This window comes from Methanococcoides methylutens (assembly GCF_000765475.1).
Taxonomy (GTDB): Archaea; Halobacteriota; Methanosarcinia; order Methanosarcinales; family Methanosarcinaceae; genus Methanococcoides; species Methanococcoides methylutens.
Map to the genome: position 1 here is coordinate 399,604 of NZ_JRHO01000014.1, position 24,396 is coordinate 423,999.

24 protein-coding genes are annotated in these 24,396 nt (G+C 39.4%); 17 read left to right on the forward strand and 7 right to left on the reverse strand.

Going from position 1 to position 24,396, the window contains the following annotated elements:
• From LI82_RS09155 to LI82_RS09200, 10 genes are all read left to right on the forward strand, one after another.
• Positions 1–1,386 carry an ATP synthase subunit B gene (locus LI82_RS09155; protein WP_048195203.1) on the forward strand — a complete coding sequence of 462 codons (1,386 nt, stop codon included), beginning with the start codon at positions 1–3 and terminating at the stop codon, positions 1,384–1,386.
• Positions 1,387–1,407: 21 nt separating this feature from the next.
• Complete coding sequence (locus LI82_RS09160; RefSeq protein ID WP_048195206.1) at positions 1,408–2,025, forward strand: V-type ATP synthase subunit D; 618 nt, start codon at positions 1,408–1,410, stop codon at positions 2,023–2,025.
• A gap of 395 nt (positions 2,026–2,420) precedes the next feature.
• Positions 2,421–4,520, forward strand: a complete 2,100-nt coding sequence (locus LI82_RS09165; RefSeq protein WP_048195208.1) for a FlaD/FlaE family flagellar protein — start codon at positions 2,421–2,423, stop codon at positions 4,518–4,520.
• A gap of 35 nt (positions 4,521–4,555) precedes the next feature.
• Complete coding sequence (locus tag LI82_RS09170; RefSeq protein ID WP_236622723.1) at positions 4,556–5,086, forward strand: DUF7287 family protein; 531 nt, start codon at positions 4,556–4,558, stop codon at positions 5,084–5,086.
• A 1-nt stretch (position 5,087) separates the two neighbouring features.
• Positions 5,088–5,723, forward strand: a complete 636-nt coding sequence (locus tag LI82_RS09175) for a DUF7288 family protein (RefSeq protein WP_048195210.1) — start codon at positions 5,088–5,090, stop codon at positions 5,721–5,723.
• Positions 5,724–5,743: 20 nt separating this feature from the next.
• On the forward strand, positions 5,744–6,568 hold the full coding sequence (locus LI82_RS09180) for a hypothetical protein (protein WP_048195211.1): 825 nt from the start codon (positions 5,744–5,746) through the stop codon (positions 6,566–6,568).
• 9 nt (positions 6,569–6,577) lie between these two features.
• Positions 6,578–7,060 carry a DUF7266 family protein gene (locus LI82_RS09185; RefSeq protein WP_048195213.1) on the forward strand — a complete coding sequence of 161 codons (483 nt, stop codon included), beginning with the start codon at positions 6,578–6,580 and terminating at the stop codon, positions 7,058–7,060.
• A gap of 13 nt (positions 7,061–7,073) precedes the next feature.
• A complete protein-coding gene (locus LI82_RS09190) occupies positions 7,074–7,880 on the forward strand; it encodes a DUF7289 family protein (protein WP_236622724.1) in 807 nt (268 codons plus the stop codon).
• 14 nt (positions 7,881–7,894) lie between these two features.
• Positions 7,895–9,409, forward strand: a complete 1,515-nt coding sequence (locus LI82_RS09195) for a DUF7289 family protein (protein ID WP_048195214.1) — start codon at positions 7,895–7,897, stop codon at positions 9,407–9,409.
• Between the two features lie 382 nt (positions 9,410–9,791).
• Positions 9,792–11,273: a DUF7289 family protein gene (locus LI82_RS09200; protein ID WP_048195215.1), complete on the forward strand. Its 1,482-nt coding sequence runs from the start codon at positions 9,792–9,794 to the stop codon at positions 11,271–11,273.
• A gap of 81 nt (positions 11,274–11,354) precedes the next feature.
• Here the strand turns inward: LI82_RS09200 and LI82_RS09205 are convergent, their stop codons facing one another.
• The 4 genes from LI82_RS09205 to LI82_RS09220 form a co-directional block, all read right to left on the reverse strand.
• Positions 11,355–11,930 carry a glycerophosphodiester phosphodiesterase gene (locus tag LI82_RS09205; RefSeq protein ID WP_048195216.1) on the reverse strand — a complete coding sequence of 192 codons (576 nt, stop codon included), beginning with the start codon at positions 11,928–11,930 and terminating at the stop codon, positions 11,355–11,357.
• Between the two features lie 101 nt (positions 11,931–12,031).
• A complete protein-coding gene (locus tag LI82_RS09210; protein WP_081955804.1) occupies positions 12,032–13,117 on the reverse strand; it encodes a mechanosensitive ion channel family protein in 1,086 nt (361 codons plus the stop codon).
• 29 nt (positions 13,118–13,146) lie between these two features.
• Positions 13,147–16,149: a response regulator gene (locus tag LI82_RS12545; RefSeq protein ID WP_052402861.1), complete on the reverse strand. Its 3,003-nt coding sequence runs from the start codon at positions 16,147–16,149 to the stop codon at positions 13,147–13,149.
• Between the two features lie 301 nt (positions 16,150–16,450).
• Complete coding sequence (locus LI82_RS09220; protein ID WP_048195219.1) at positions 16,451–16,804, reverse strand: hypothetical protein; 354 nt, start codon at positions 16,802–16,804, stop codon at positions 16,451–16,453.
• 248 nt (positions 16,805–17,052) lie between these two features.
• On the opposite strand from LI82_RS09220, the gene LI82_RS09225 reads away from it, so the two are divergent.
• From LI82_RS09225 to pspAB, 3 genes are all read left to right on the forward strand, one after another.
• Positions 17,053–17,535: a hypothetical protein gene (locus LI82_RS09225; RefSeq protein WP_135607205.1), complete on the forward strand. Its 483-nt coding sequence runs from the start codon at positions 17,053–17,055 to the stop codon at positions 17,533–17,535.
• A gap of 282 nt (positions 17,536–17,817) precedes the next feature.
• Positions 17,818–18,702, forward strand: coding sequence for a zinc metalloprotease HtpX (gene htpX, locus LI82_RS09230; protein ID WP_081955805.1), 885 nt, complete (start codon positions 17,818–17,820; stop codon positions 18,700–18,702).
• Positions 18,702–19,274 carry a PspA-associated protein PspAB gene (pspAB, locus tag LI82_RS09235; RefSeq protein ID WP_048195221.1) on the forward strand — a complete coding sequence of 191 codons (573 nt, stop codon included), beginning with the start codon at positions 18,702–18,704 and terminating at the stop codon, positions 19,272–19,274. Before htpX ends, pspAB begins: the two co-directional genes overlap by 1 nt.
• A gap of 39 nt (positions 19,275–19,313) precedes the next feature.
• Here the strand turns inward: pspAB and pspAA are convergent, their stop codons facing one another.
• Together pspAA and LI82_RS09245 are read right to left on the reverse strand one after the other, a co-directional pair.
• The gene (gene pspAA / locus LI82_RS09240; RefSeq protein WP_048195223.1) at positions 19,314–19,592 is read right to left on the reverse strand and encodes a PspA-associated protein PspAA; all 279 of its coding nucleotides are present in this window, start codon (positions 19,590–19,592) and stop codon (positions 19,314–19,316) included.
• The gene (locus LI82_RS09245; protein WP_048195225.1) at positions 19,589–20,287 is read right to left on the reverse strand and encodes a PspA/IM30 family protein; all 699 of its coding nucleotides are present in this window, start codon (positions 20,285–20,287) and stop codon (positions 19,589–19,591) included. The genes pspAA and LI82_RS09245 overlap by 4 nt, the downstream gene beginning before the upstream one ends.
• Positions 20,288–20,465: 178 nt before the next feature.
• On the opposite strand from LI82_RS09245, the gene LI82_RS09250 reads away from it, so the two are divergent.
• The 4 genes from LI82_RS09250 (at position 20,466) to LI82_RS09265 (ending at position 23,121) form a co-directional block, all read left to right on the forward strand.
• Positions 20,466–20,969: a hypothetical protein gene (locus LI82_RS09250; RefSeq protein WP_048195227.1), complete on the forward strand. Its 504-nt coding sequence runs from the start codon at positions 20,466–20,468 to the stop codon at positions 20,967–20,969.
• 190 nt (positions 20,970–21,159) lie between these two features.
• The gene (locus LI82_RS09255; RefSeq protein WP_048195229.1) at positions 21,160–21,483 is read left to right on the forward strand and encodes a hypothetical protein; all 324 of its coding nucleotides are present in this window, start codon (positions 21,160–21,162) and stop codon (positions 21,481–21,483) included.
• 252 nt (positions 21,484–21,735) lie between these two features.
• Positions 21,736–22,308, forward strand: coding sequence for a hypothetical protein (locus LI82_RS09260; RefSeq protein ID WP_135607203.1), 573 nt, complete (start codon positions 21,736–21,738; stop codon positions 22,306–22,308).
• Positions 22,309–22,842: 534 nt separating this feature from the next.
• On the forward strand, positions 22,843–23,121 hold the full coding sequence (locus tag LI82_RS09265; protein WP_048195233.1) for a hypothetical protein: 279 nt from the start codon (positions 22,843–22,845) through the stop codon (positions 23,119–23,121).
• A gap of 94 nt (positions 23,122–23,215) precedes the next feature.
• On the opposite strand, the gene LI82_RS09270 is transcribed toward LI82_RS09265, so the two are convergent.
• Positions 23,216–24,163: a ribonuclease HIII gene (locus LI82_RS09270; RefSeq protein ID WP_052402864.1), complete on the reverse strand. Its 948-nt coding sequence runs from the start codon at positions 24,161–24,163 to the stop codon at positions 23,216–23,218.
• Positions 24,164–24,396 lie beyond the last annotated feature (233 nt).

Below are 24,396 nucleotides of genomic sequence, written 5' to 3' on the forward strand. Positions count from 1 at the left end.
ATGACCAAAGAATACAAAACGATCGTAGAGGTTTCCGGACCTCTGATTTTCCTTGAGAAGACAGAACCTGTAGGGTATGGTGAACTTGTTCAGATCAACCTGCCGGATGGAACCACCAAGAGAGGGCAGGTTCTTGATACATCTGCAGATATGGTAGTCGTCCAGGTTTTCGAAGGTACAGGCGGACTCAACGAAGAATCCGGTGTAATCTTTAGTGGTGAGACCATAAAGCTGCCAGTATCAAAGGATATGCTCGGAAGGATTCTTTCCGGAGCAGGAGAACCACTCGATGGTGGACCACGCATCGTTCCTGACGAGAAAGTGGACATCAACGGTGCATCAATGAACCCGTTTTCCAGGATGCCACCAGAGGACTTTATCCAGACAGGTATCTCCACAATCGATGGTACTAACACACTTGTGAGAGGACAGAAACTTCCTATCTTCTCCGGATCAGGTCTTCCACACAACGAGATCGCACTTCAGATCGCAAGGCAGGCAAAAGTTCCAGGAAGCGATGAAAGTTTCGCAGTAGTTTTCGGTGCAATGGGTATCACCAGTGAAGAAGCACAGTACTTCATGAAGGACTTCGAGAACACAGGTGCTCTTGAAAGAGCTGTTGTTTTCCTTAACCTTGCAGATGACCCTGCTGTCGAGCGTATCATCACTCCAAGGATGGCACTTACAGCTGCAGAATACCTTGCATACGAGCATGACATGCACGTACTCGTTATCCTGACAGATATCACAAACTATTGTGAAGCACTGCGTCAGATGGGTGCAGCAAGAGAAGAAGTTCCAGGAAGACGTGGTTACCCAGGTTACATGTACACTGATCTTGCATCACTGTATGAAAGAGCAGGTGTTATCAAGGGCTTAAAGGGATCTGTTACCCAGTTCTCCATCCTTACAATGCCTGGTGACGATATCACCCACCCGATCCCTGACCTTTCCGGTTACATTACCGAAGGACAGATCGTGGTTTCCCGTGAACTTCACATGAAGAACATCTACCCACCGATCAATGTATTGCCATCACTCTCTCGTCTTATGAACTCCGGTATCGGAGAGGGAAAGACAAGAGACGATCACAAGGCAGTATCTGACCAGATGTATGCAGCATACGCAGAAGGTCGTGACCTTCGTGGATTGGTTGCTATCGTCGGTAAAGAAGCATTGTCCGAAAGAGACAGGAAGATCCTTGAGTTCGCAGATCTGTTCGAAGACAGATTTGTTCGCCAGAGCAGGGATGAGGACCGTTCCATCGATGACACATTGAGAGTCGCATGGGAGATCCTTTCTGAGCTGCCTGAAGCACAACTCTCCAGGATCGATAACAAGTACATCGAAAAGTACCACCCTGCTCACCAGAAGACCAGCGAGTGATACTGTAGCGAGGGATCTATAATGGGCGCAAAAGACGTTAAACCAACTCGATCAGAACTCATTGAGCTGAAGAAGAAGATCAAGCTCTCAGAAGGTGGCCACAAGCTGCTGAAAATGAAGAGAGATGGACTTATCCTTGAGTTCTTTGATATCTTAAGCAAGGCAAAGGATGTACGCTCAGAGTTGGATGCTGCCTATGAAAAGGCCAATGAGAAGATCGGTATCGCAGAATCTGTGGAAGGCAGGATAACTGTCAAATCCACAGCATTTGCAATGAAAGATGCACCACAGATCGAGCTCGAAAGCCACAACATCATGGGCGTAGTAGTGCCAAAGATCGAATCCTCAAGTGTGCGTAAACCCATAAACAAGCGTGGATACGGAATTCTCGGAACAAGCTCTTACATTGATGAAGCCGTCGATTCATATGAAATCCTGGTTGAAAAGATTATTCTGGCAGCAGAGATCGAAACAACCATGAAAAAACTTCTTGATGATATCGAAAAAACAAAGAGGCGTGTCAATGCACTTGAGTTCAAGGTCATACCTGACCTGCAGGAATCAATGAGTTTCATAAGACTCCGTCTTGAAGAGATGGAAAGAGAAAACACGTTCCGCTTGAAGAGGATCAAAGCATAAGGCTTTCTCATGCAGAACAAACCTTCTGATCGGCCAAACCTGGCCGACAGACTTTTTTTTATTTTAACACAGCCCGAAAATTTAGCTCGAATATTGAGATGGGCATGGATAGTTTCACTCGGGATGCTTGTTCTTGGATATATTTTGATTTATTTTAACCTTAAGTCTTACATAAACCTGTGAGTAGTGAGTAGTGAAAGTTTAAGTTAATGTAAATAACATAGACACATCACCATTATTATAATCAGTAAGCCTTAAATAAAAATCAAACATATAATAACCAGAGCTATGCAAATGTAACAAAATCGTTGTATCTTCTGAGAACCATAAAGAGCTTATTTACAAGCTCAAAGAATCCGGAGAGCAACTACATTAAACTCAAAAGTTGGTCTGTAATGAGTGAACTAGCGTGGGGAAATAAAAAGGAAAAGGAAGATACATCTCCCTTTGATACCGAAGACACTGGTTTTCTGTTAAATAAAGCCATTATCCCGATAGCCGATCCTAAAAGTAATGATCATGCTACTATTACGGATAGTAATATCCATATCAATCCAGTAGACCTCCAAAATTCCAGACCAGAAGTTTTAACCATCGATGGAATAGAGAATCGAAAATTGGAATCTGTTGATACTGACACATCGTTTCTTTTTAAGATTGAAAAAGACCCAGATGATCTGGAAAAAACGAACAGTGCTCAAAAGAATATCAATGAAGGTCTTCTTAATGGGATCACTGCTACAGCAAATGAAGAAACTGTTCCTGAGAAGATCACCAGCTCAAAGAAAAGATCTTTGCCATTGTTTGAACCGGACCTTCCAACAGAAGATACCATCAACAGCTCATTTTTACCTTATGGGGATCAAGCACCTCTTAATAAAGATTCAAATAACCCGCTTCAGAGCCTTGAAGAAAAATTATTCGAAAACATACCGGAAAATACAATATCCAATCCCTTCGAGCCGTCTGAAACCATAAAAGGGCCTCACCTAAATAAAGAAAGAGACCAGGGATCAGAAACACCATTATTCCCGCCAGCAGCCCCTAACATAGTACCCAATCTGGAAAACGAAATGCCAGAGACAAACAATAAAGTTAGCAAAAATGGAAATGGGATCATAGGATTGATCACAAAAACATTCAAACGGTTCACTCACAAGAAAAAACTTCTTGACAGGATGGAAGAATGGCAACCTCCGGTAGCAGAAGTTCAGACCCAGAAAGAGATTCCTGAACCGGTCAAAAAACATGTGGACCTCAATTCTGGTAAAAAGGAAACAATACCTCATAAAAATATAGATTCTCCAACATTAGAGGAGATCAGAACGGTAATTCCTATTGATCCGCAAAACATTCATAATGCTCCTGAATTGGAAGCTTCTTCCATTCAATTTGAAAACTTCCCATTAGAAGTGACAGCAGAAATGGAACAAACAGAACATACAACCACTCCAGTTGGCTCGGATAATGATATAAATATTGGAAACTCTTCCAAAGAGATCCAAAAAATAAAAGATGAACTTATCCTTTCAAAGCAGAGTAATGAAGACCTCACCAAGGATATAAAGAACATATCTGGCACGATAAATACACTGGAAGGATCTATCAATTCCATGAAAAAGGATAAGGATAAGTCCAATTCCATTATCAATATGAGAGTCGGGGAATCCGCAGAAAAGATAGAGTTCCTGGAAAAACGTCTCAATGGGTTTGAAATTACACTGGAAAGCATTCAAACCGATAATGTTGAGCTTAAGACCGGACTTAACACCATTGAGCAGAACATTATGGAACTAACAGGTTCTTACAGAATTATGCTAAACCAGATGCAGAAATTAACAGATTTCGGCAATTCAAGATCTGCAGAGATATTTGAAACAAATAAACGCATCGATGAGCTGGATCAGACACTTGCTTCAATGAACATCATGCAAGCTGAATCCCAGAAAAACATGCTTGAAATCCATTCAGTCACTTCTGACCTGATAAAGAGTGTGGAAAAAACACATAACGCAAATAAGGAACTCAGATCTGACACCGAGGAACAAACTCAATCAATTAAGGATGAAATTTTGTCACTAACCGATTTTGTTGAGAAGGAGTTTAAGAACCTTGGGGCAAGAAGCTATCGTGCAAATGGTGAAAATGTCCAGCTGAACAACATAATCAAAAATTCTACCAATATGAAGCTCTGTATGGAATGGCTTGAATTCCTTATGGAACTTGTCGGACAAAATCACCTCCCAGACATTCTTTCCTACTATGAGGAGCTTGGCTGGATCAGCGAAGATGTTCGCCTTGAACTTATGCGATACGCAGAAGGTATCGACTATTACATCGAGAAATCCGACTGGAAGCTCGCACCCGATGACCATGTAAAATCCATCTGGTTCATCGAACAGCTTGCAGGACTCAAAGTCGATAAGAATCGATTGTCAATCGTCGAGAAAAATATCAAAAAAGTTAAGAATGGTACAGAGATATATGGTATATAAGATCCATTTATCCAAAGACATCCCACAAAGGAACGATGAAGAATATGACAAGACCTAATTTGTTAAACAGAAAACTTCGAAGAAATGACGAAGGCCAGGTAACAATCGATTACCTTATGGGAATTACCATATTCATTGTTGCATTATTTTTCATATTCCAGTATTCAGCAGGTTTATTTACACCATTCCAGTCCAATTCTGATGAAGTAACACTTGTTGCTGACCGTGTTGCTACATCCATCACTGAGAAGGAGATCAGTGCGGGAAACATCAATACACCAAATTTGATCGATGGAAACAAGACAAACGATTATTTTAAAAATCAACTTAACCTATTAACTAGCGGTTATGATACTGAGGTCACAAATTTGGGATTGCAGGGACGGTATCACCAATATAATCTTAATGTGACGTTAGAGAACCTAGACAACAGTTCAGCAAACATAGCTGCTGGAAAACCACTTCCAACTTCAGGTAACATCGGTCAGACAAAGAGAATTGTCCTGATAGAAGATACAAAAACAGGAATTACTGAAAAGGGTATACTTTCAGTGAGGGTGTGGTAAAATGAGATATCAAAAAATATTTGATATCAGAAACGACCAGAATGCACAGATGCATACCCTTGAAGCCATAATGGCTGCAACATTAATGGTAGTTATACTCATATTTGCTGTCCAGGCAACTGCACTTACCCCACTTACCTCATCTACTGCAAATGCCCATATTGAATCCCAGATGTATACCATGGGCCAGGATATGCTGATGGCACTTGACCATACACCGCATGGGCAGAACTCTTCTGATCTGAAAGAAGCAATTCTTATCTGGAATGGTGAGACGTACACATGGAATAATACCATCTATAAATCCAATGATGATGAAAATAGCCCGCTAGAAGGACCAGTTGTGGATCTGCTGGATCACATTTTAGTGAAGAAGGGAATTGCACATAACGTTGAGTTTTCCTACAGTACAGTTTCAGGCTCCGATAACTACTTTGGATACAACGAGGGACCTAAAAATTATTACATATTCAATGGACAACCTTCTGATAATGCCGTCATTGTCTCAAGAAAAGTATTACTTTCAGATTCGGATGTTGGAGCATTATATGAAGATACCACTGGCATACCGGATATTGATGATACAACTGCATTATACAATATCGTAGATGTAAGACTTACTTTATGGCGTATGTAAAATAAATAAGAGATGTTAATATGAGAAAATTTGACGATTCCGCACAATTGCTTTTACTTGCTGCATTTGCCATAGGGTTCACTCTGGTCATAACAACCATAATGTTGAACAATGTCATCTATGCAAGCAACATGGCATCGGAATCAACCACTGATATTAGCAGTTACGACATCTCAAATGTTGCCCAGATGACAGACGAAGCTACAAAAGCTGCATACAACAATAACAGTAAAGCTGAATTTACCGAATATATGAACAGCTATGCAAATGAAGTTACAGCCATGTATGCTTTCCGTGGACTTTCCTTATCTTTTGATAATAGCTCTCTTGTTGACCCATATTTTACGAAAAGTGGGCTATATGGGGGGGAATCTGACTGGATCGTCGTCAAAAATGTAAACCGTACAGATGAATTCACTATTGAACTTAATGATACCTCCAAACTCGGAAATGCATCGAATGCATATGAGGTTCAAGTCATTAATCAATCCGGAACAACATGGCTCATGAAAGTCTACAATGATAGTGTTAATATTAATATAACTGTCAATAATAATACACATCAAGAACCACTTTATGCATATATGCGTTTGAACATTACTGGAAAAGAGATCGATGGCGACACATACGATTTTAAGTTCGACACATCTACAACAACTGACCCATACAAAATCAAATTTGTGAACTCAAGCAATGCTATGGGGTATTATACTATCTCCGGAGTACTTGATGATGATGAACAAACTTCATTTGTCGAAAAAAGATCATGGGTCACCAATGCAACAATAAGCCTCTCATCCAATAATAACAAAATTAACTTATCAATTCCAGTCACAGTACCATGAGGATCGAACATGAAGCAAATATTCCATGACAATCGCGCAGTAGCTACCTCTGTTGGATTCATACTTACATTTTCGATAACAGTAATTACTTTTTTGCTTGTAATGAATGCATCCTACAATATGATGGAGCAATCCGAGCAAACTGTCATGAGAGAAGAGTTTGAGATACATGGAAGCAATATTGCACTCCAGCTTACAGAAATGGAATCTCTCGTGAACATTACTACCAATGCAGGCGGAGAGGTTGGGGAAATAAGATATGAGATCCTGTTGCCCCTAAAAGTAGCTAATGAATATTATTATGTTGAATTTGTTGAATTTTCGGATAATGACAAAGAAATGATATTTGAGTCTCATGGACGTGATGAAACAAGAGTGAAAATACCTTTTGAGTTAAGAAATGTCAATATTAAGAACACTACAATAAACAGTGCTTCAGGTGAACACTTTATGCTCTATAACAATACTGCAAAGATTATAGAGATACACTGATTAACATGGGGATATGGTAGATATGGCAAGAATAAACATACTTGATTCTGAAAATGCAGTATCTGAAGTCGTTGACGTAGTGCTCATACTCGGAATAATGCTAATTGCTATAACAGTGATCAGTGTTGCTGGTTTTCCTGCACTTGAAAACATGCAGGAAAGCGGACATACAGAGAACATAAGGCAAAGTTTCATCGTTTTAGGGGAGAACGTCAACAAAGTAGTTTTCAACGATGCCCCATCCCAGTCAGTAGAACTTAAGATGTATGGGGGTGGCATCTGGATAACTAGTAGTGAAAGCGACATTAATGTTACCATGCAGACATGGAATAGTACTACGTCTACACCAGAAACTCGAAATTTTCCACTTCAGTCCATAGGTGAAATAAGAAATGAATTTGAAGGCAGAAGTATTTCTTATCAAAATACTGGTGTCTGGGCAAAGTATGAAACAGGTGAATCAATAGCTGTAAAAGATCCACAGTTCGTTAATTCTGACAAATTGCTCGTAATACCTGTAGTCAAAATAGGAATCACACCGGGAGGAAATGATGGACTTGCAGGAGAAGGATTGATCCGGGTAGTAGCCGAACAAGTTGAACAAGGAACGACTATCTACAAATATCAAAACGTTTCAGCTGTTGACATTAATGTAACGAGTCCATATTATGATGGATGGGGAAACTATCTGGACGAAACATTGGGGATGAAAGTAGATTTCAACCATACCATTTCCACGGCATATGCCCAAAAGAACTACACTGATGAGAACATAGATGTATATATTGTAGTATCTCAGTTAGGAGCAAGTCTGGAATAAACAGGGGAATCTCTATGACAAATAATCAAAGATTATTCGAATCCTGCAAAGCAGTTTCTTCTGTTGTAGGATTGTTGCTCATGTATTCACTTGCCATAGTTGCCATTGGTGTAATTTTAGTCTATAATGTTCCTGTATTATCTGACATGCAGGACAATGCACAGGCACAAAAGATAGAACAGGGATTCACAATTATGGACTCGCGTATAAGTAAAGTAGCCCTTGGAGAGTCCCCGCTTCAGACAACCTCTGTTTCCCTTATGGGTGGCACTATAGATGTAAACAGTGATGATTCCGATGAAAGTAAGATAACCGTCATAATCATCAATAATTCAACGGTAGTAGAAAACTTCAGCTCCTCACTGGGAACCGTAGAATACAAAAATGGTGACCGAACGATAGCATATGAAGGTGGCGGAATATGGTCAGATTATGGTTCAGAAGGTGGAACAGTTATGGTATCCCCTCCTGAATTCCACTACAATGGTGTAACACTTACCTTACCAATCATGAACATAACAGGACAATCATCAGCAGGCGGTGAAGGAAATGTTGCTATTACAGTAGCTTCAGACAACGAACCAAGAATACTATATCCAATCTCAAATACTCTGAGAGAAAATCCTGTCGATCATGACAAAGTTGACGTCTACATCAAAAGTCAGTATTATAAAGCATGGGCTGATTATGCAAATTCTCTGACCTATGCGAGTGCAACAGTGAATGATAGTACCAAAACAGCCACAATTCACTTCAGTACAGAACCTCCACAAGGAGAGTTCACCCCTATGCCTTATGAATTCAGAATGGGCATGGTGGATCCGTTAGAGGATGAACCAATCGAAGATTTCGTTTTTGACCTTGAAGCGATAAAAAAAGAAAATAAGACTGGAAATGGCTATCGTTTTAACCCTACTGACCAGGAAATTATTGCAACATCGGGAGACAGAACACTTTCATACATATTTAAGGCACAAGGTGGCATGGATGTCTGGGTCACATATGTAGATGAGGAACTAGGTTACGCGGAAAAATGGGAGTGTGTTAATTCAATTCCAATAGAAGAGAAGGACATAGACATAGAAGTTATAAAAAATGAAGGGAAAAAGAATGAGAAAATTGAAGTGATTCCAATAAAATCAGAATATGTGCAACTTAATATGACAGATTCAACTTTCAAAATGAGATATGTTGATCAACATACAGGCAGTTATTATAATGACTATAATACAAAGGAACCGGACTTTTCCTGGAATCTTACCGGACCTACAACTGAATTACCAAACTATGAAATCAAGTATTATAATGAATCATTATCAATAAATGACCTGACCCAACATTACTTCAAACTATTGACAAAGGATGGATCAATTATAGTCCGTACAAATGAACGCCCAAAGAATGGCGGAGATTTGAAGGAGACCGTGGACTATGATACATCTACCCTCACTCTAAATTATAAGGGACTTGGTAATTACCTTACCTACCTGCACGTCACAGAAAATAAGCTGGATGTTACTTTAGAATAATCATTAAAAGACAAAACAAGTATCAAACGGGGAATCTTTATTATAAGAAATCCCTGGATTGTTACTTCTGATGACTTGCTAGTAGTACCTGCAGTCACAATATCAACTACTTATAGATTTGTAGGACAAGATCTGATCCCTGTAATAGCTAGCAAAAGAAGTAAGCAGGGGACTATATATCAATTTTTTATTTAATACAATTCTAAAGAGTACATATTATAACAGATGTGAAGATTGTCTAAACGAAGCATTGGAAATTGGATCTTTAGATCATACTAATTCCACACTATATTCGTAAAAAAGATAAACACACTGGAGACATAGATGTATATATTATAAATACAGATTAATAATGTGTCTTGAATAAAAGGGGATATAGCTTATGAGAGATAAACAAAGTTTATTCGAATCCTGCGAAGCAGTTTCAGCTGTTGTCGGATTTATGCTCGCGTTTTCACTCGCCATAGTTGCCATTAGTGCGATGCTGGTATATAGTGTACCTGTAATTTTCGATATGCAGGACTATGCACAGGTACAAAGAGTAGAACAAGGCTTCACAATTCTGGACTCACGAATAAGTAAAGTAGCCCTTGGAGAATCCCCGCTTCAGACAACTTCTGTTTCCCTTATGGGTGGGACTGTCGATGTGAACAGTGATGATTCCGACGAAAGTAAGATAACCATTATTATCACCAATAATTCGATGGTCATAGATGAATTCAACTGCTCACTGGGAACCATAGAATACAAAAATAATGATCGAACGGTAGCATATGAAGGTGGCGGAGTATGGTCAGATTATGGATCCGAAGGTGGAACAGTTATGATATCCCCTCCCGAATTCCACTATAATGGTGTTACACTTACCTTACCAATAATTGATCTCAATGGACAGTCATCATCAAGTGGTGATGGAGATATTGATATTACAGTTACTTCAGACAATGAGCCAACAATACTATATCCAATCCCAAATAGTCCAAGAGAAAATCCTGTCACTTATGAACAAATTGATGTTTACATTAAAAGCCAGTATTATAAGGCCTGGGCTGATTATGCAGATTCTCTTACCTATGCAAGTGCAACAGGGATTGATAGTAACAAAACAGCCATTATTCACTTTTGTACAGAACCTCCACAGGGAACATTCGATATGCCTTATGAGTTCAGAGTGGGAATGGTTAACGCATCAGAGGAAAAACCAATCTATGACCTCCATTTTTATCTTGAAGCAGCAGGATCTAACCATCAATTTAGTCCAGCTGATCAAGAAATAGTTGCAACAGCCGGCTCCAGGACACTTTCATATATATTCAAAAAGGAAAACGGCATTCATGTATGGGTCACATATGTTGATACGGAAGTCGGTTACGCAGAAAAGTGGTACTGTGTAAACCCAATCCCGATATTAGAGAAAGAAATAGAAGTGGTAGAGCTGGATAAGGATGGAAATGTTAAAAAAGTGAAAACGGTAGATAAACAATATGCTAATCTCAACCTAACAGATGATTCATTCTATATGAAATATAAGGACGATCAAGGCACTTATTATGATGAATATGATTCAGTTAGCCCGGACTTTTCCTGGAATCTTACCGGACCTACAACTGAATTACCAAACTATGAAATCGAATATAATAGTAATAACACATTAACAATAAATGACCTTACCCAACATTACATTAAACTAATGACAAAAGATGGATCAATTAAATTCCGCACAAATGTTAACCCAAAAGATGGAACAATGCAGGATACCGTGGACTATGATACATCTAAGCTTATTTTAAATTATGATCCGTTGGGTAATTACATTACCTACCTACACGTTACAGAAAATGAACTGGATGTTACTATAGATTAAACCTTAAAAGAATAAACAAAAAATTCAAACCGGGTCATAGAACACTCAACCTATGACCCAAAATACTATTTTTAAATTCCCTCACTCAACGTCCGAGACTTCCGTATACTCGGCAGTATAGCTCTCTCCTGCACCGATCTGTGCTTCAAGAGCTGCTACCAGCGCAAGGAAGTAGAATGGTGTTGTCAGTAAAGAACCAACATAGACCATGCCGCCTATTGCGGTGATCACCCACAGGATGATAGCCAGAACAAGGGTGTCGACAAAGTTGTTCTTGGAGATCTCAATACTTTCTTTTATGGAATCCATTACGCCGTATCCCCTTATGATAAGGAGAGGGAGTGCATAGATCATAAGTATTGAAAGCACGATTCCCGGAAGTACCAGGAACATAAATCCTATTCCCACTATAATAGCGAATATGATAAAGAACACCCAGCTCTTTATGAAATTGTTGAAACCTTCGAACAGGTCATTGATCTCAACCTTTTCACCACCCATTCCTTTTACGGCCATGTAAGCAAGACCGTAGAATAGCGGTGCAATAGTCACAATGAATATGGAGCCTATAAATGCTATCAATGTAGCTACTACATAAGCTGCAATGTTCTCTTTGAAAACATCCCATGCTCGCTTGAATATTTCTTCATAATCCATAATATCACCTCTAAAATAAAATAGATTTCTAGGCATAAATACTTTTGTACCGGACTATTTATAGAAAGACTCGCTGATAAATAAAGCATTCTTTTCTACATTCATTGATCCTTAAGTATTGTATACGTAGGGAATGGTATGTCTATTCCCTCCTTCCCAAACTCGGAATCTATCAGCGTGTTAACCTCGTTTATGACGCTGAACTTCTCAGAGGGATACTTTACCCATAGAATCAAGGCAAAATCAAGGCTGAAATCCCCATGGTTATCAAAACGAACAGATGGTTCTGGGTAATCCAGAACAAGGTCAATTCCCTTTGCGATGTCCAGAAGGACCCTTTTTACCTTTGCAACATCGGAACCGTAGGCAACACCGATGGTTATTTTCACCATCATTTTAGGCTGGGGTGATGTGTAGTTGATGACCTTGTTGTTTGCTATTATGCTGTTAGGGATAATGATCATATTATTGTAGAAATCAAGTATCCTGGTACTTCTTATACCAACTTCTTCCACGATCCCGAGCTGGCCATCGGCTATCTCGATGCGATCACCGTTCTTGAAAGGCTTGTCATAATAGATAGAAAGACCACCGAAGAACTGTGAGATAGCATCCTTGGCAGCAAATGCTATTGCAATACCCACGATACCTGCAGATGCGAACAAAGGAACAACGTTCAATCCCCAGACACTTTCGAGTATCAGACCGATTCCGACCAGACCGATCACAATATCAGAGAGACCTTTCAGAAGTGGGAGCATTTCGTCATCGATCTTTGTCTCTGTCTTCTTTACTAACGAGGGAAAGACATTGTCAAACAGTATCTTGTTAAGGCTGATCAAGGTAAATATCCAGACCAGTGCCAGAATGGTCAGCAATATGTCATTGAAGATCCACAGATAACTTTCTGCACCACCAACTATGGAAAGTGCAAGGAATGCACCCATGAGTATAACTGTGTAGTATATAGGCCTCTTTACAGCGTGTATTACAAGATCATCGATCTCAAATCTTGTCTTAGAGGTGAAATGCAGAAGAACTTTCTTGAAAACGAGATCTACCAGATAAGCAACTATCACAGATAATACCATTATCGAGGCTGCCAGTGCTAATTTGTATTCAATTGTACCAAAAAGCGACCCTAATATTTGCTGGGCATACATGGATACTGTTTCATTGAATGACATAGATATAGAATTGGTAAGAAAATATATATTTATTTGGACACGACATCTGAAATTACACGATGAATAGTATCAAGCAGATCCTTTTTGCTGAAAACTCCTTTTTGAATAATCGAATTTACTTTCCTGTCCATGAGTACACGGTCCCTGGCTGTAATATCACTCCCGGTGCATGCTACGATAGGAATATTACTGGTTTCAGGGTTTGATCTTAATACGGAGATCACATCTAATCCGGAGACATGTGGCATCATGAGGTCAAGTAATACAATATCTGGCTGTTGTTCCGTGCATATATCAATTGCATCCGTACCGGAATATGCACGCAATACGGTGAATCCTTCCGGTTCCAGCATAGATGACAAAAGCTCAACAGCATAAGGCTCATCATCAATTATCAGGATCACTGGGTTTTTTCGTTCAAGTTTCTCTTTGTACCTGTCCATCAGTTTCAAAAGATAATCACGATCGAATGGTTTGGTCAGGTGATCCACTGCACCAAGTTCCAGAGCAGTTTCTTTCTGATCCATCATAGAGATCATTACTACAGGGATATCAGAGGTAGAAACGTCCTCTTTCAAATGGCGAAGTACACTCCACCCATCCATCTCCGGTAACATTACACCAAGGATAATAGCAAAAGGTTTCAATTTTCTGGCAATTGCCACAGCTTCTATACCATTTTCAGCAGAAACAACACGATAACCACCATCAATAAACGTTAGCATCAAAAGCTCACGTGACCTTTCATCATCCTCAACAACGAGTATCAGAGGATCGTTGTCCGTGCATTTGTCAGGAACTATGATCTCAGGAGCTACCTTTTCAGCCAGTTCATCAATAGCATCACTATCAATATGACCGGAATTGTCCTGAACTGTTTGCTGAGCGATCTCCGGAATAGGGCGCTGAGTTATAGACTTCGATTTACAAGGCGATGCGCCTGAAATAGGTATATCAAAGAAGAAGATACTTCCCAAGTTGGGTTTGCTTTTGACCCAGACGTTTCCACCATGCATCTCCACAAAGTGCATGACAATTGCAAGGCCAAGACCGGTACCACCGTAACCCCGACGGTGGGAAGCATCCGCCTGACTAAAGGGCTTGAAAAGGGACTGACGGTCCTCTTCAGAAATACCAATACCAGTATCTTTTACCTGAACCACTAAACGCTCTTCAACAAATCTTGCACTGACATCAACAGAACCGCCTGCAGGAGTAAATTTTATTGCATTGCTCACCAGATTTTGCAGGATCTGTTCGAACTTCTGCTTATCAGCCTTAATAACGATACCCCGTGGATCTAATTCATAATGCAGATCAACATCTTTCTTCTCAGCCATTGGAGCAAGCAGAGAGCAAACCACATCAAACGATTCCAAAACAAGGAAATGCTCGTAGTTCAATTCCACATCCCCGGATTCCACCCTTGAAATATCCAGAATATCATTGATAATTCCCAGTAGCTTCTTACCACTATCCGAGATATTATGCAGGTATTTCTCCTGTTTTCCATTAATATCTCCCGATCCAAGCATAACATCGGAAAAACCAATTATAGCATTCAAGGGAGTTCTGAGCTCATGCGTCATATTGGAAAGGAATTCACTTTTCGCAATAATGCCAGTTTCGGCGTTAGCCTTTGCAGCTAACAGGTTTTCCTCTTTGTTCCTGCGTTCAATGACATCATTCGAAATGAGCAGAATCGCATTTTTACCCCTGTATTCTATAAGACTGGCATTCATTTCCACAGGTAAGCTCATCCCATCCTTTTTCAGAAGGACCGTCTCAAAGATCGAATGCCCATTATCGAGCACTTCACCCATATGAACTTTAAATTCCTCTACACAGTCTGAGAGGATAACTGAACCTGAATTCAGAGAAAGAAGTTCTTCATACGTGTAACCTAAAAATTCAAGTCCGGCCTTATTGGCCTTAAGGAAAGTCCCATTAAGATCCTGGACATAAACACCATAACTAAATCTATCAAACAGTACCCTGTAATCTGCTTCTGCTTCCTTCAATTCAGCCTCAGCAATTTTCTTATCAGTGATATCCAGGATAATACCATGATAGCGGTCAGTAATACCATCTTCCACAATTTCCAGCTGAGAATGTTCAGATATCCAATGGACATTTCCATTTCGATCCAGAATACGGTACTCTTTGGAGAAATCTCTTTTATTTTGTTTTAAGCATTCAAGAAGATCAGAATAATAGCCTTCAACATCATCCGGATGAATAATATCAGCATAGACGATCTCATCAGACATCAAGGTCGCTGCATCATACCCAAATTGGCTCACATTATCCGACACGAACTCAACCGGGAATCCTTTTTCGGCCTTCCACAGGAAGGCAATGGCAGGACTGCTGTGATAGATGCAACTGAGCTCTTCATCTTTTCTTGTTGGTTTAGGAGACACTGGTATTTCCAGCTTAATAGCCGATGTTTCCTCCACAAGTGAAAGGTTCTTTTCATCCACGTTCATGATGATGTTGCCATTCCTGTGCATCAGATCGATGACCTCAGAGCGGGAGAAAACATCGATCGGAAAAGTACACAACGATCTCATCCCAAGCTCCCTGACAGTATCTTTTACAATATCGGCATAAGATGTAAGATATTCCAGTCCGGAACCTTCAACATCCTGCAGATCCACGTTAAATCGAAGACCATCGAAACCATCCAGTATAACCTGGTCCTGCATGAGTTTCCAGTGATCAAGCAGAAGAGAAGGCAATAATTTCAGGTCATTTCCGGGCAATTCCGGCAGAGGAACGAACTCAAGCTGGGATGTGCGAAGATAAGGATCGATATAAATGCCCCTTTCTTTGAGCATATCTTTTGCCTTTGTAGCACTTTCCACATCAGGGGTCATCCATACACATAGTTCGTTGCCATCGAGACCTGACATTATGTAATTCTGCAGAAATTCGGCCAGCTGTGCCTTATCCTTATATACAAAGCAAAAATGACAGCCATTAGAAATGACAGACACGTCTTTGTCCGTTTTTCTTACTTGATCATCCATTGTTTCTTTCCAGGATCTCAGATACTGATGTTATAGCAGTAATAATTGAAATAATGTAGTTCAACTTCCAGAAGTGTAGAACTGCATCGAATAATGCAACTTTGTTACATCACAGAGAGATTGTTTTTGCTATTATATATATTATAACCCATAGAAAAGAGATAGATGCTACTTATTGTGATTTTGATGAAATATCAGTAAAGTATAAGATGCATTCACAATAGATCACAGAAAATATAAGGATAAATGAAATGAGAAAATACCATGGAAATTGATCAAAGAAAAGTAAATAAGTGGAAGATTATTCTCCACCTATAATATTATCCAATACAGAATCAATATTATACAGCTTTTCTTTTACGATCTGATATAATTCCAGAAAATTATCTCCACTCTTATCGGACCTGTAATCCTTTGAGCTGTATGAGATATATGGCCCAGGATCATTTGGCATGTACTTGATAGCATCAATGACATTTTTTACTTCATTGTGCTTTACATAGTAAATAAGATAATAGTCACCTAATTCCTTTTGTATTGACCACACATACTTTTGGTTATACATAAAGAACAAAGACTCTTGCAATGCTTTTACATCAGTGATCAATTCTTCAGAATTGACCATGGCATCTACAGCTTTCAGTATTTTACTCATTTCACACACCACGCACAAAAACAAAATATTTAACCAACAAACTTGTTCCTACTAATTAATTAAGTATTCTTTGGTCTACTTTAAGTTTTAATTAAAGAAATTATTACAACTGAGAAATAAATTAAAGGATTTGTTTGAAATAGTAGATCTCGAAGCATTATAGCTATCATCCAATGACTTTACCCCATAGGATTATATATAAGATAAAAAAAGATATTCACGAAATAAGCTATTTTGGAGAGATCCGGTTGGAAAACATCAAACAAAAAGAAATTCTAGTCCTGCAGCTTCAAAGAATGTACTGGATTGAAACTGAAATGGAGCAGCTTGCAGCATGGGAAGCAAGGATCGAACTTGAAGGACAACATCTGGAAGCAATGGAAACCCTGTCCCATGATTCAGACAAGCACGCCCTGATCCTTGAAAAATGGCTCAAAATGGCAAATACTGAACTCCCAGAAAGTGCACCCCGAGGAATTCCCCACAGGGTGTTTGATTTTAACCGGACAAATGTCTACGAGATGTTCAGTGAGATAAGAAAATATGAAGTACTCGCAAGGGACACGTATCACGGCATAACTAAGGCGGACACTAATGTTCTGGAAGAGGTTTTCCCTGATGAAGAGAACCGGACAGAATTCATAAAAGATATGAAGCACCTTGTCGCAGAAGAAGAAAGACACAAGAAAATATGCGATGATAAGATCGGCGGATTTACCAGAGTGCTCTGAATAATATCGTTTTGCTGAGAAATGTTGTGGGTCTCTCAAGACCCCCGGATCCTTTTTTACAATTTTACTGACAAGATCTCACGACATGCTTTGTGAAGATCAAAACAGAAGATACCATACTTGCGTATTCTTAAGTTTGTACTCCCCGGCACCTTTTACTACCATAGTGATCAGATACATTGCACATATTTATAATGTGTAAGCTCAGTATAGGTTTACGTTAAGATACATTTATGAATACGATGTCGAATATATTTTATGTGAAGATAAGAGGTTATCAATTTGAAATGGAAACATGACAGGGGACTTGAGGGCAGGATGCTGTTGACACTATTCCTTCTGGCGGCAGTTTACCTATTATTTCTTGCATTCCTGTTCTATTCGGGTGCTCCCCAGATGTTTATGCTGTTGTTCATAGGCGTATTCATGGGAGCACAATATTACTACTCGGACCGTCTGGTCCTCTGGACCATGCATGCAACCATCGTTTCTGAATATGAGGAGCCTGAACTCCACCAGACCATTACCAGGTTATGTGCCATAGCGGACCTGCCAATCCCCAGGATCGCAGTGGTGAACACATCGATCCCGAATGCCTTTGCAACCGGCAGAGGTCCCAAGAATGCAGTGGTTGCTATAACCACGGGACTGATGGACCAGTTAAATCAGGGAGAGCTGGAAGCCGTGCTTGCACATGAACTGAGCCATGTAAAGAACAGGGATATGGCAATACTGACCATAGCCAGTTTCATATCGACCCTGGCATTCTACATCGTCAGGTACAGTTTCTACTTTGGCGGTATGGGAGGCATGGGAAGCAGAAGAAAGGAATCCGGCGGAATTATTGCGATCTGGATCGTCTCGTTGCTTGTATGGGTCATCAGTTTCCTGCTGATACGCGCCCTTTCAAGGTACAGGGAATTTGCGGCGGACAGGGGTTCAGCGGTCATCACAGGCCAGCCCTCCAACCTGGCATCAGCACTTACGAAGATAAGCGGAATCATGCCCCGCATCCCCCAGGATGACCTGAGATCAGTGGAGGGCATGAATGCATTTTTCATAATCCCGGCGGTCTCAGGTTCTTTCATGAGCCTGCTCTCGACCCACCCATCCACGGAGAAAAGACTCGCAGCACTTGAAAAATTACAACAGGAGCTTGAGTTCTGATGGGACTAAAAGGCATGTTCGATTCCCTGCTCGGAAGGAGCAAGTTACCGCCATCAAATACGGAGCGGCTGTTCGCGATCTCAACTGCAGTGGTCACCATGGAGGTGAGCCTGAACCTGCACCCGTCCGGTCAGGCAGGCATCTGCTTTAAGTCCATGTCCCTTTCCCAGTATGAGAATACCAGAAAGGAGATAGAGGAGCTGTTAAGCTACAGCACACAGGAGACAGGGACTAATTTCCACATCGAGAAGGACAAGTACAACTTTCTCTGGGTGATCCTGGATGATACCGATTTCGAGGACCTTGTCACGAACATACATATGGTCTGCCAGACCCTGATCGAGCAGGGTTTCTCAGAACAGATCCTGTGCGCAGTGTACCGCTTTGAGAGCGAAGGCCCTGTCTACTGGATCTATAATTTCAAGCAGGGCAGCTACTATCCTTTCGTACCCCGGGGTAAGCAGGAAAGGGACAATTCCACGGAGCTCAGGCTCAAAGCCCTTATAGAGAACGAGCTGCCGGTGGAGAAAAATGTGGAAAAATGGTATCCCCTATGGGGAATGCCATTCTAAAGATTAAAGATCAACAATCAAAGATTAAAGATGTCGGATTCAGTCTTCGAGAAGACCGCTTCCGGTAAAGATCTCCTTTGCTTCCTGTAAGCTCAAGTCTTCAGGCGGGACAATGATGTTGGATTCCACAATGCTTGCATCATCAAGTTGCTTCCCGTTAGATTTGATCACATTGATGAGCCTTGAAAGCTCAGTCCTGTAATCTGCTTCATTTTCCTTGGCTACAAGCTCCACGATCCTGTTGTCAATGATGTTGAGCTCGTCGAACAGACTTCCGGGGACCTCGAACTGCCCTTCACCCATTATTCTGATTATCATTTACCTTCCTCCTGCCTGAGTTTTGCCAGCTCCGTCTCGACATTCGATTCTGCACTGATCTTTGCAAGCTCCCTGTCAATATCATCACCACTGCTTGTGACGTCATCAAGAGTGCCTGTCTCGATGAGCTCATCAAGGGCAGAGGCGCGTGCCTTCATATCTTCGGTCTTGTTCTCTGCTCTCTCAACAGCAAGACCAACATCCGCCATCTCTTCACTGATGCCTGAAATTGATTCATTGATCTTTACCTGGGATTCAGCAGCAGTATACTGTGCCTTGATGGTCTCTTTCTTCGTCCTGAAGACCTCTACCTTGGTTGAAAGACGCTTCTCAGCAGCCACCAGCTTGTCCTGCTCTTTTTCAAGATCAGCTATCTGCTGGTCAAGCCCCTGAACCTGGATCTCCAGCGCACCCTTGCGCTCAAGTGCAAGTCTTGCAAGGTCTTCCCTGTCACTCTTGATGGCATCCCTTGCCTGCCCGGAAAGCTTGTCAATGCTCTGCATCAGCTTCGAGCGCTGCAACTGCAACCTCTTCTTAGACGTCGCTACCTCAGCCACCCCTCTTTTTACACCCTGCAACATTTCCAGCTGCTTCTCATAGGAATAGTCAAGTGTCTCCCGAGGGTCTTCCATACGATTGACGATCTTATTCATCTTCGCCTTGAGGACGGTTTCCATTCTGTTAAATAGACTCATTTACTCCCTTCCGTTATTATGTGCATGTTAGTCATTGGGACTAACTATCATATGTTATTTAGCCGATTTACTATTTCTAATTTTAGTTCCAGTGGGGGGTTGAGACAATTAAACATATGCACAAAAAATTTTAATAATAATCACGTTTACTATTAGAATATTATTAGAAGGTACTCAAATGAATAATCAAATTGTCCTTGAAAATTTAAAATTTATGCATGAAATTTTATTTGAACAATATAAGTCACAACAAGAAATATCTCTAAATATGGAAAGTAAAGGGACAAATATTGTTATTTTCTCAGGAGTTTTAATAGGGTTGTTAATTAGCAGTTTTGCTTCATTAAAAGGAGATGTAGAATTTGGAAATAATTTGTACTTATTAATTTCCTTTTCAGTTATCTCATTCGTTTCTTCAATACTTTTCTCTTTACTTGTGTATATAAGCCGTTTTGTGTCGTATGAAATTGATTCAGATTATTTCATAAATGAATGTATTAAGCAAGAATCAATAGATAAAATAAGAGCTACACTTTCATTTGATATTGGGGAAAAAATAGATGAAAATTATAAAATTAATGTTAAAAAGAGAAATTATTTAAGCATTGCTTATCTTTGTTTTTTTGCTGGCACTATTTTTGCAATGTTTTTTATACTGATGATATTTGGAAAATCAATATGATTATGATTGTCAAATTTTAAGCATAATTAATGCACATTTTCTACTGCAACAATAAACAAGCGCTTTAAGGCGCCACCCGCTTTAGTGGTGCTCTGACAACAATTGAGAAATTCATCGGGGCTATGAAGTACATTAAAAATAACTTATTATATTATGATATAATCTATAATCCATCGGAGGACGGAAAATAATGCACACAGTATATATAAAAGCAGTTAAAGATGAAAATATCTTCACCCCTTGCAATGTCAATGTTGATGCCATTAAATACATACATTGCATAGAGAACAAAGTGTTCCTATCTTTAAATCCTGAGGATGTGGGAGCCATGATATGCATATATGCTGGAAAAGCCATCAATGGAGAAGAGCAAGTCGATAACATCGTATCTCTTATTGCATCAGCAAAAGTGAATTCTGAAAAACACGGCATGCCTATTTTACTTGATTTTTCAGAACAGATCGATCGGCCAAAAGCTACAATGATGCGAGGTCCTGTTGTTATTGTAAATTGAAATACTAATTTTTGGTTGTGCCAGTGGCACAACTATTCATTATCAATTTAGCTATCGATCTTATCAAACAATAGATTTTATTAGAATACTTCCTTAACATTATAGATAAACAAAATTTTATATAATGATGTTAGATTTCTATGTGAGGTTGGGAGTACTAAAATAAAGTACGTTTGACTTAAACAGCTGCAAGTGGGGGCTTCCAGCTGAAATTGTATAAAATAGAATTAAGGGGAGTAAAACATGATTCGCATGCCTAAAGCTGCAGAAGCTATTTTTGCATCAGCAATACTTGCTAGTATAATTTTTATCTATATAGCAGCATTTAAGCCAAGATCTTTCTTGATAAATGAATCTATTAATGACTATCCACTTATACCTCTTTATGTAATTGTTTTTAGTGTAATTGGTGGATTAATGTATTTTTTTGCTTCTACTGCAGGCGAATGGAAAGTAAAAAAAGAAAAAATAAAAGATGATCAGAACAAATTAGATGAATTCAATGATACGCCTTTTCTTGATAAATTAAAGGATTTTGATATTGAAAGAAAGGGTTTAAGGGTAGTAGCTGCTCCTCTAATGGCAATTGGAATATATCTGTTATTTGATTTGATATTTTTTGATTTTAATATTACAACTGAACAGCCAAACATCAGCTTAACTAATTCAACCTTACAAGATGTGATTAACGCAATCGAAACTACTAATGATACTGAAAAGATGATTCAAATAAAAGCAGGCATATCTTTTCTGGTTGGAGCTTTTGTAAAACAATTTCTTGATTTAATTCAAGCATTAGCTGAGGGAATAGGAATGAAAAAATGAACGTTCATTTTGCTCCGTAAGGAAAACGGCGGAGGAAGTCAGTACCTCGATACAATATAGTTAATTGTATCAGGACTGAACTTTTCTTATTTATTTCAGTCTATTTATGTAACTAAAACCGTGGAAGGGTTTTCATCCAGCAAAGCAAATCCACAGATTGATTGGAATTGTTAATTTCCATTTTTGAATTGCCATTTACTGCATCATTAATTCTCTATAATACACTCAGCATGATCATTCAAGGTAAATGATTTGTTAATCATTATTGTGACATAATTCAACATATTCAAATCAAATTGGATATATATTGCTCCAGTAACCAACAGATCAATTTTGTTAAAGGCCGAAATTTGAATCATATCCCTCGTATCATTTTTCGGGGATATATACAACGTACAAAAAGTGTACGCTATCAAAAAGCAGTTAGATTATTTATCGCCTATTACTTCAAAGATTCCAAAGTCCCACAATAGAGGAAGTGTTCTTAGTTAAAGAGGATGTGAATTAAATATTTGCAAATCGTTCAGTATCAATATGGCAAAAGGAAAGAAAGATACGAGTGAATACGAATTACCCGATATTCAAAAAAACGCCCTGGATAATTGGATAACGTTAAACATACTCCCACAACAAATATCAAATAAAAATTACACCAGTTATGCGCTTAAACTTCTTTTTGAACAAGCACCAGATGGTTTCTTCATCACAAATAAGCAGTTTAAAGAAGCGATGATCAGATGTGATTTCTCACCTGTAAATAAAAATAAATTAAATTGGGATTTTCGAGTTTCTATAAGATCTCCAGAGAAATGATCTAAATGAGGTTATAAACCTGACATATTCTGTCCTACCATTTCAATCATCACCAATTTGATCTTATTTGCCGTTTGGGATGTTCTTTTTTGACTTAGCGTCCCCATATCTCGGATGCTGTCTTGAAGTGCATTTTTGCAACTTCGTGTAACCTATCCCTGCCATACTTTTCAATGAACTTTGCACCAACCTTCTTAACCTTATCCGATGCACCCTTTGGGAATATTCCGATATACCTCTCGTTCATTTCCTGTATAGCTTCAAGGAAAGCTGCACGTGCAAGGATCGATGCTGCAGCCACTGCAATTGACTGGTCTTCTGCTCTGGGTATCTGAACAGGCTTCACATCGATGTTCCATTGGCGAAGTTCATCCTCGACCATGCTGTCGTGGTATGCGAACTTGTCAATTATGATGCTATCGCCCTGCTGGTACAGGTCTCTGATCGCACTTACATGGTTTACGGTAAGCATAATGTTCAGGTTCTGAACATTTTCATAATATTTATTGTATGCAACTGGTTCAAGGATCTTCACGGAGAACATATCAGCTGAAATTGAGCCCTTTATCTGCTTTGCAATAGAAATGTTCTGACAATCGCTCAACTGTTTGCAATCCCTGACACCGATCCCCTCAAGAATTGATTCAATTTTCGGAGTGGTCTTTACTGCAGCTACCACAAGAGGACCAAAGAAATCACCCTTACCTGATTCATCAGAGCCAATTACACCATGTCCATTTGTAACAGACAAGTCTATAGATGATGTTAACTTTTCTTCGGGAATTGAAATGTTCTTATTATTAGGCGAAGGTACTACACCTTCTCTTAGTGTAATACGTATTTCTTCTGCTTCAGGTGATGTGCCTAACTGGGACAGATCAACTTTAATTCCCTTCTTTCCATCGTATATTCTTATTACGCGGGAAAACTGTTTCTTTGATACGCTGAACTGAATACCGAAATTGATCTCCTTTGGCGTACCCACGTCAAACCCTGGGATCAGGATTGATCTTATCTCATTGTACTTGTCAGTTATTTTCATCTGATTCCCCTTATCCCATTATCATTATTTCGGTTCTGTAGAAAACCTATCAAAATCACCATCAACAGGTGAACATAGGAAATAAGCCTCAATATCTGCCATACATTTTGAATTATTGTTAATTTAAATTCTCGTCCAAATTTTGAGGATTTCTACAAAACCAAAATTAGACCCGATCTTAATTAACTACATTATGGTAAAAATAGAACCAATGACTGGATAGTTTTGTAATA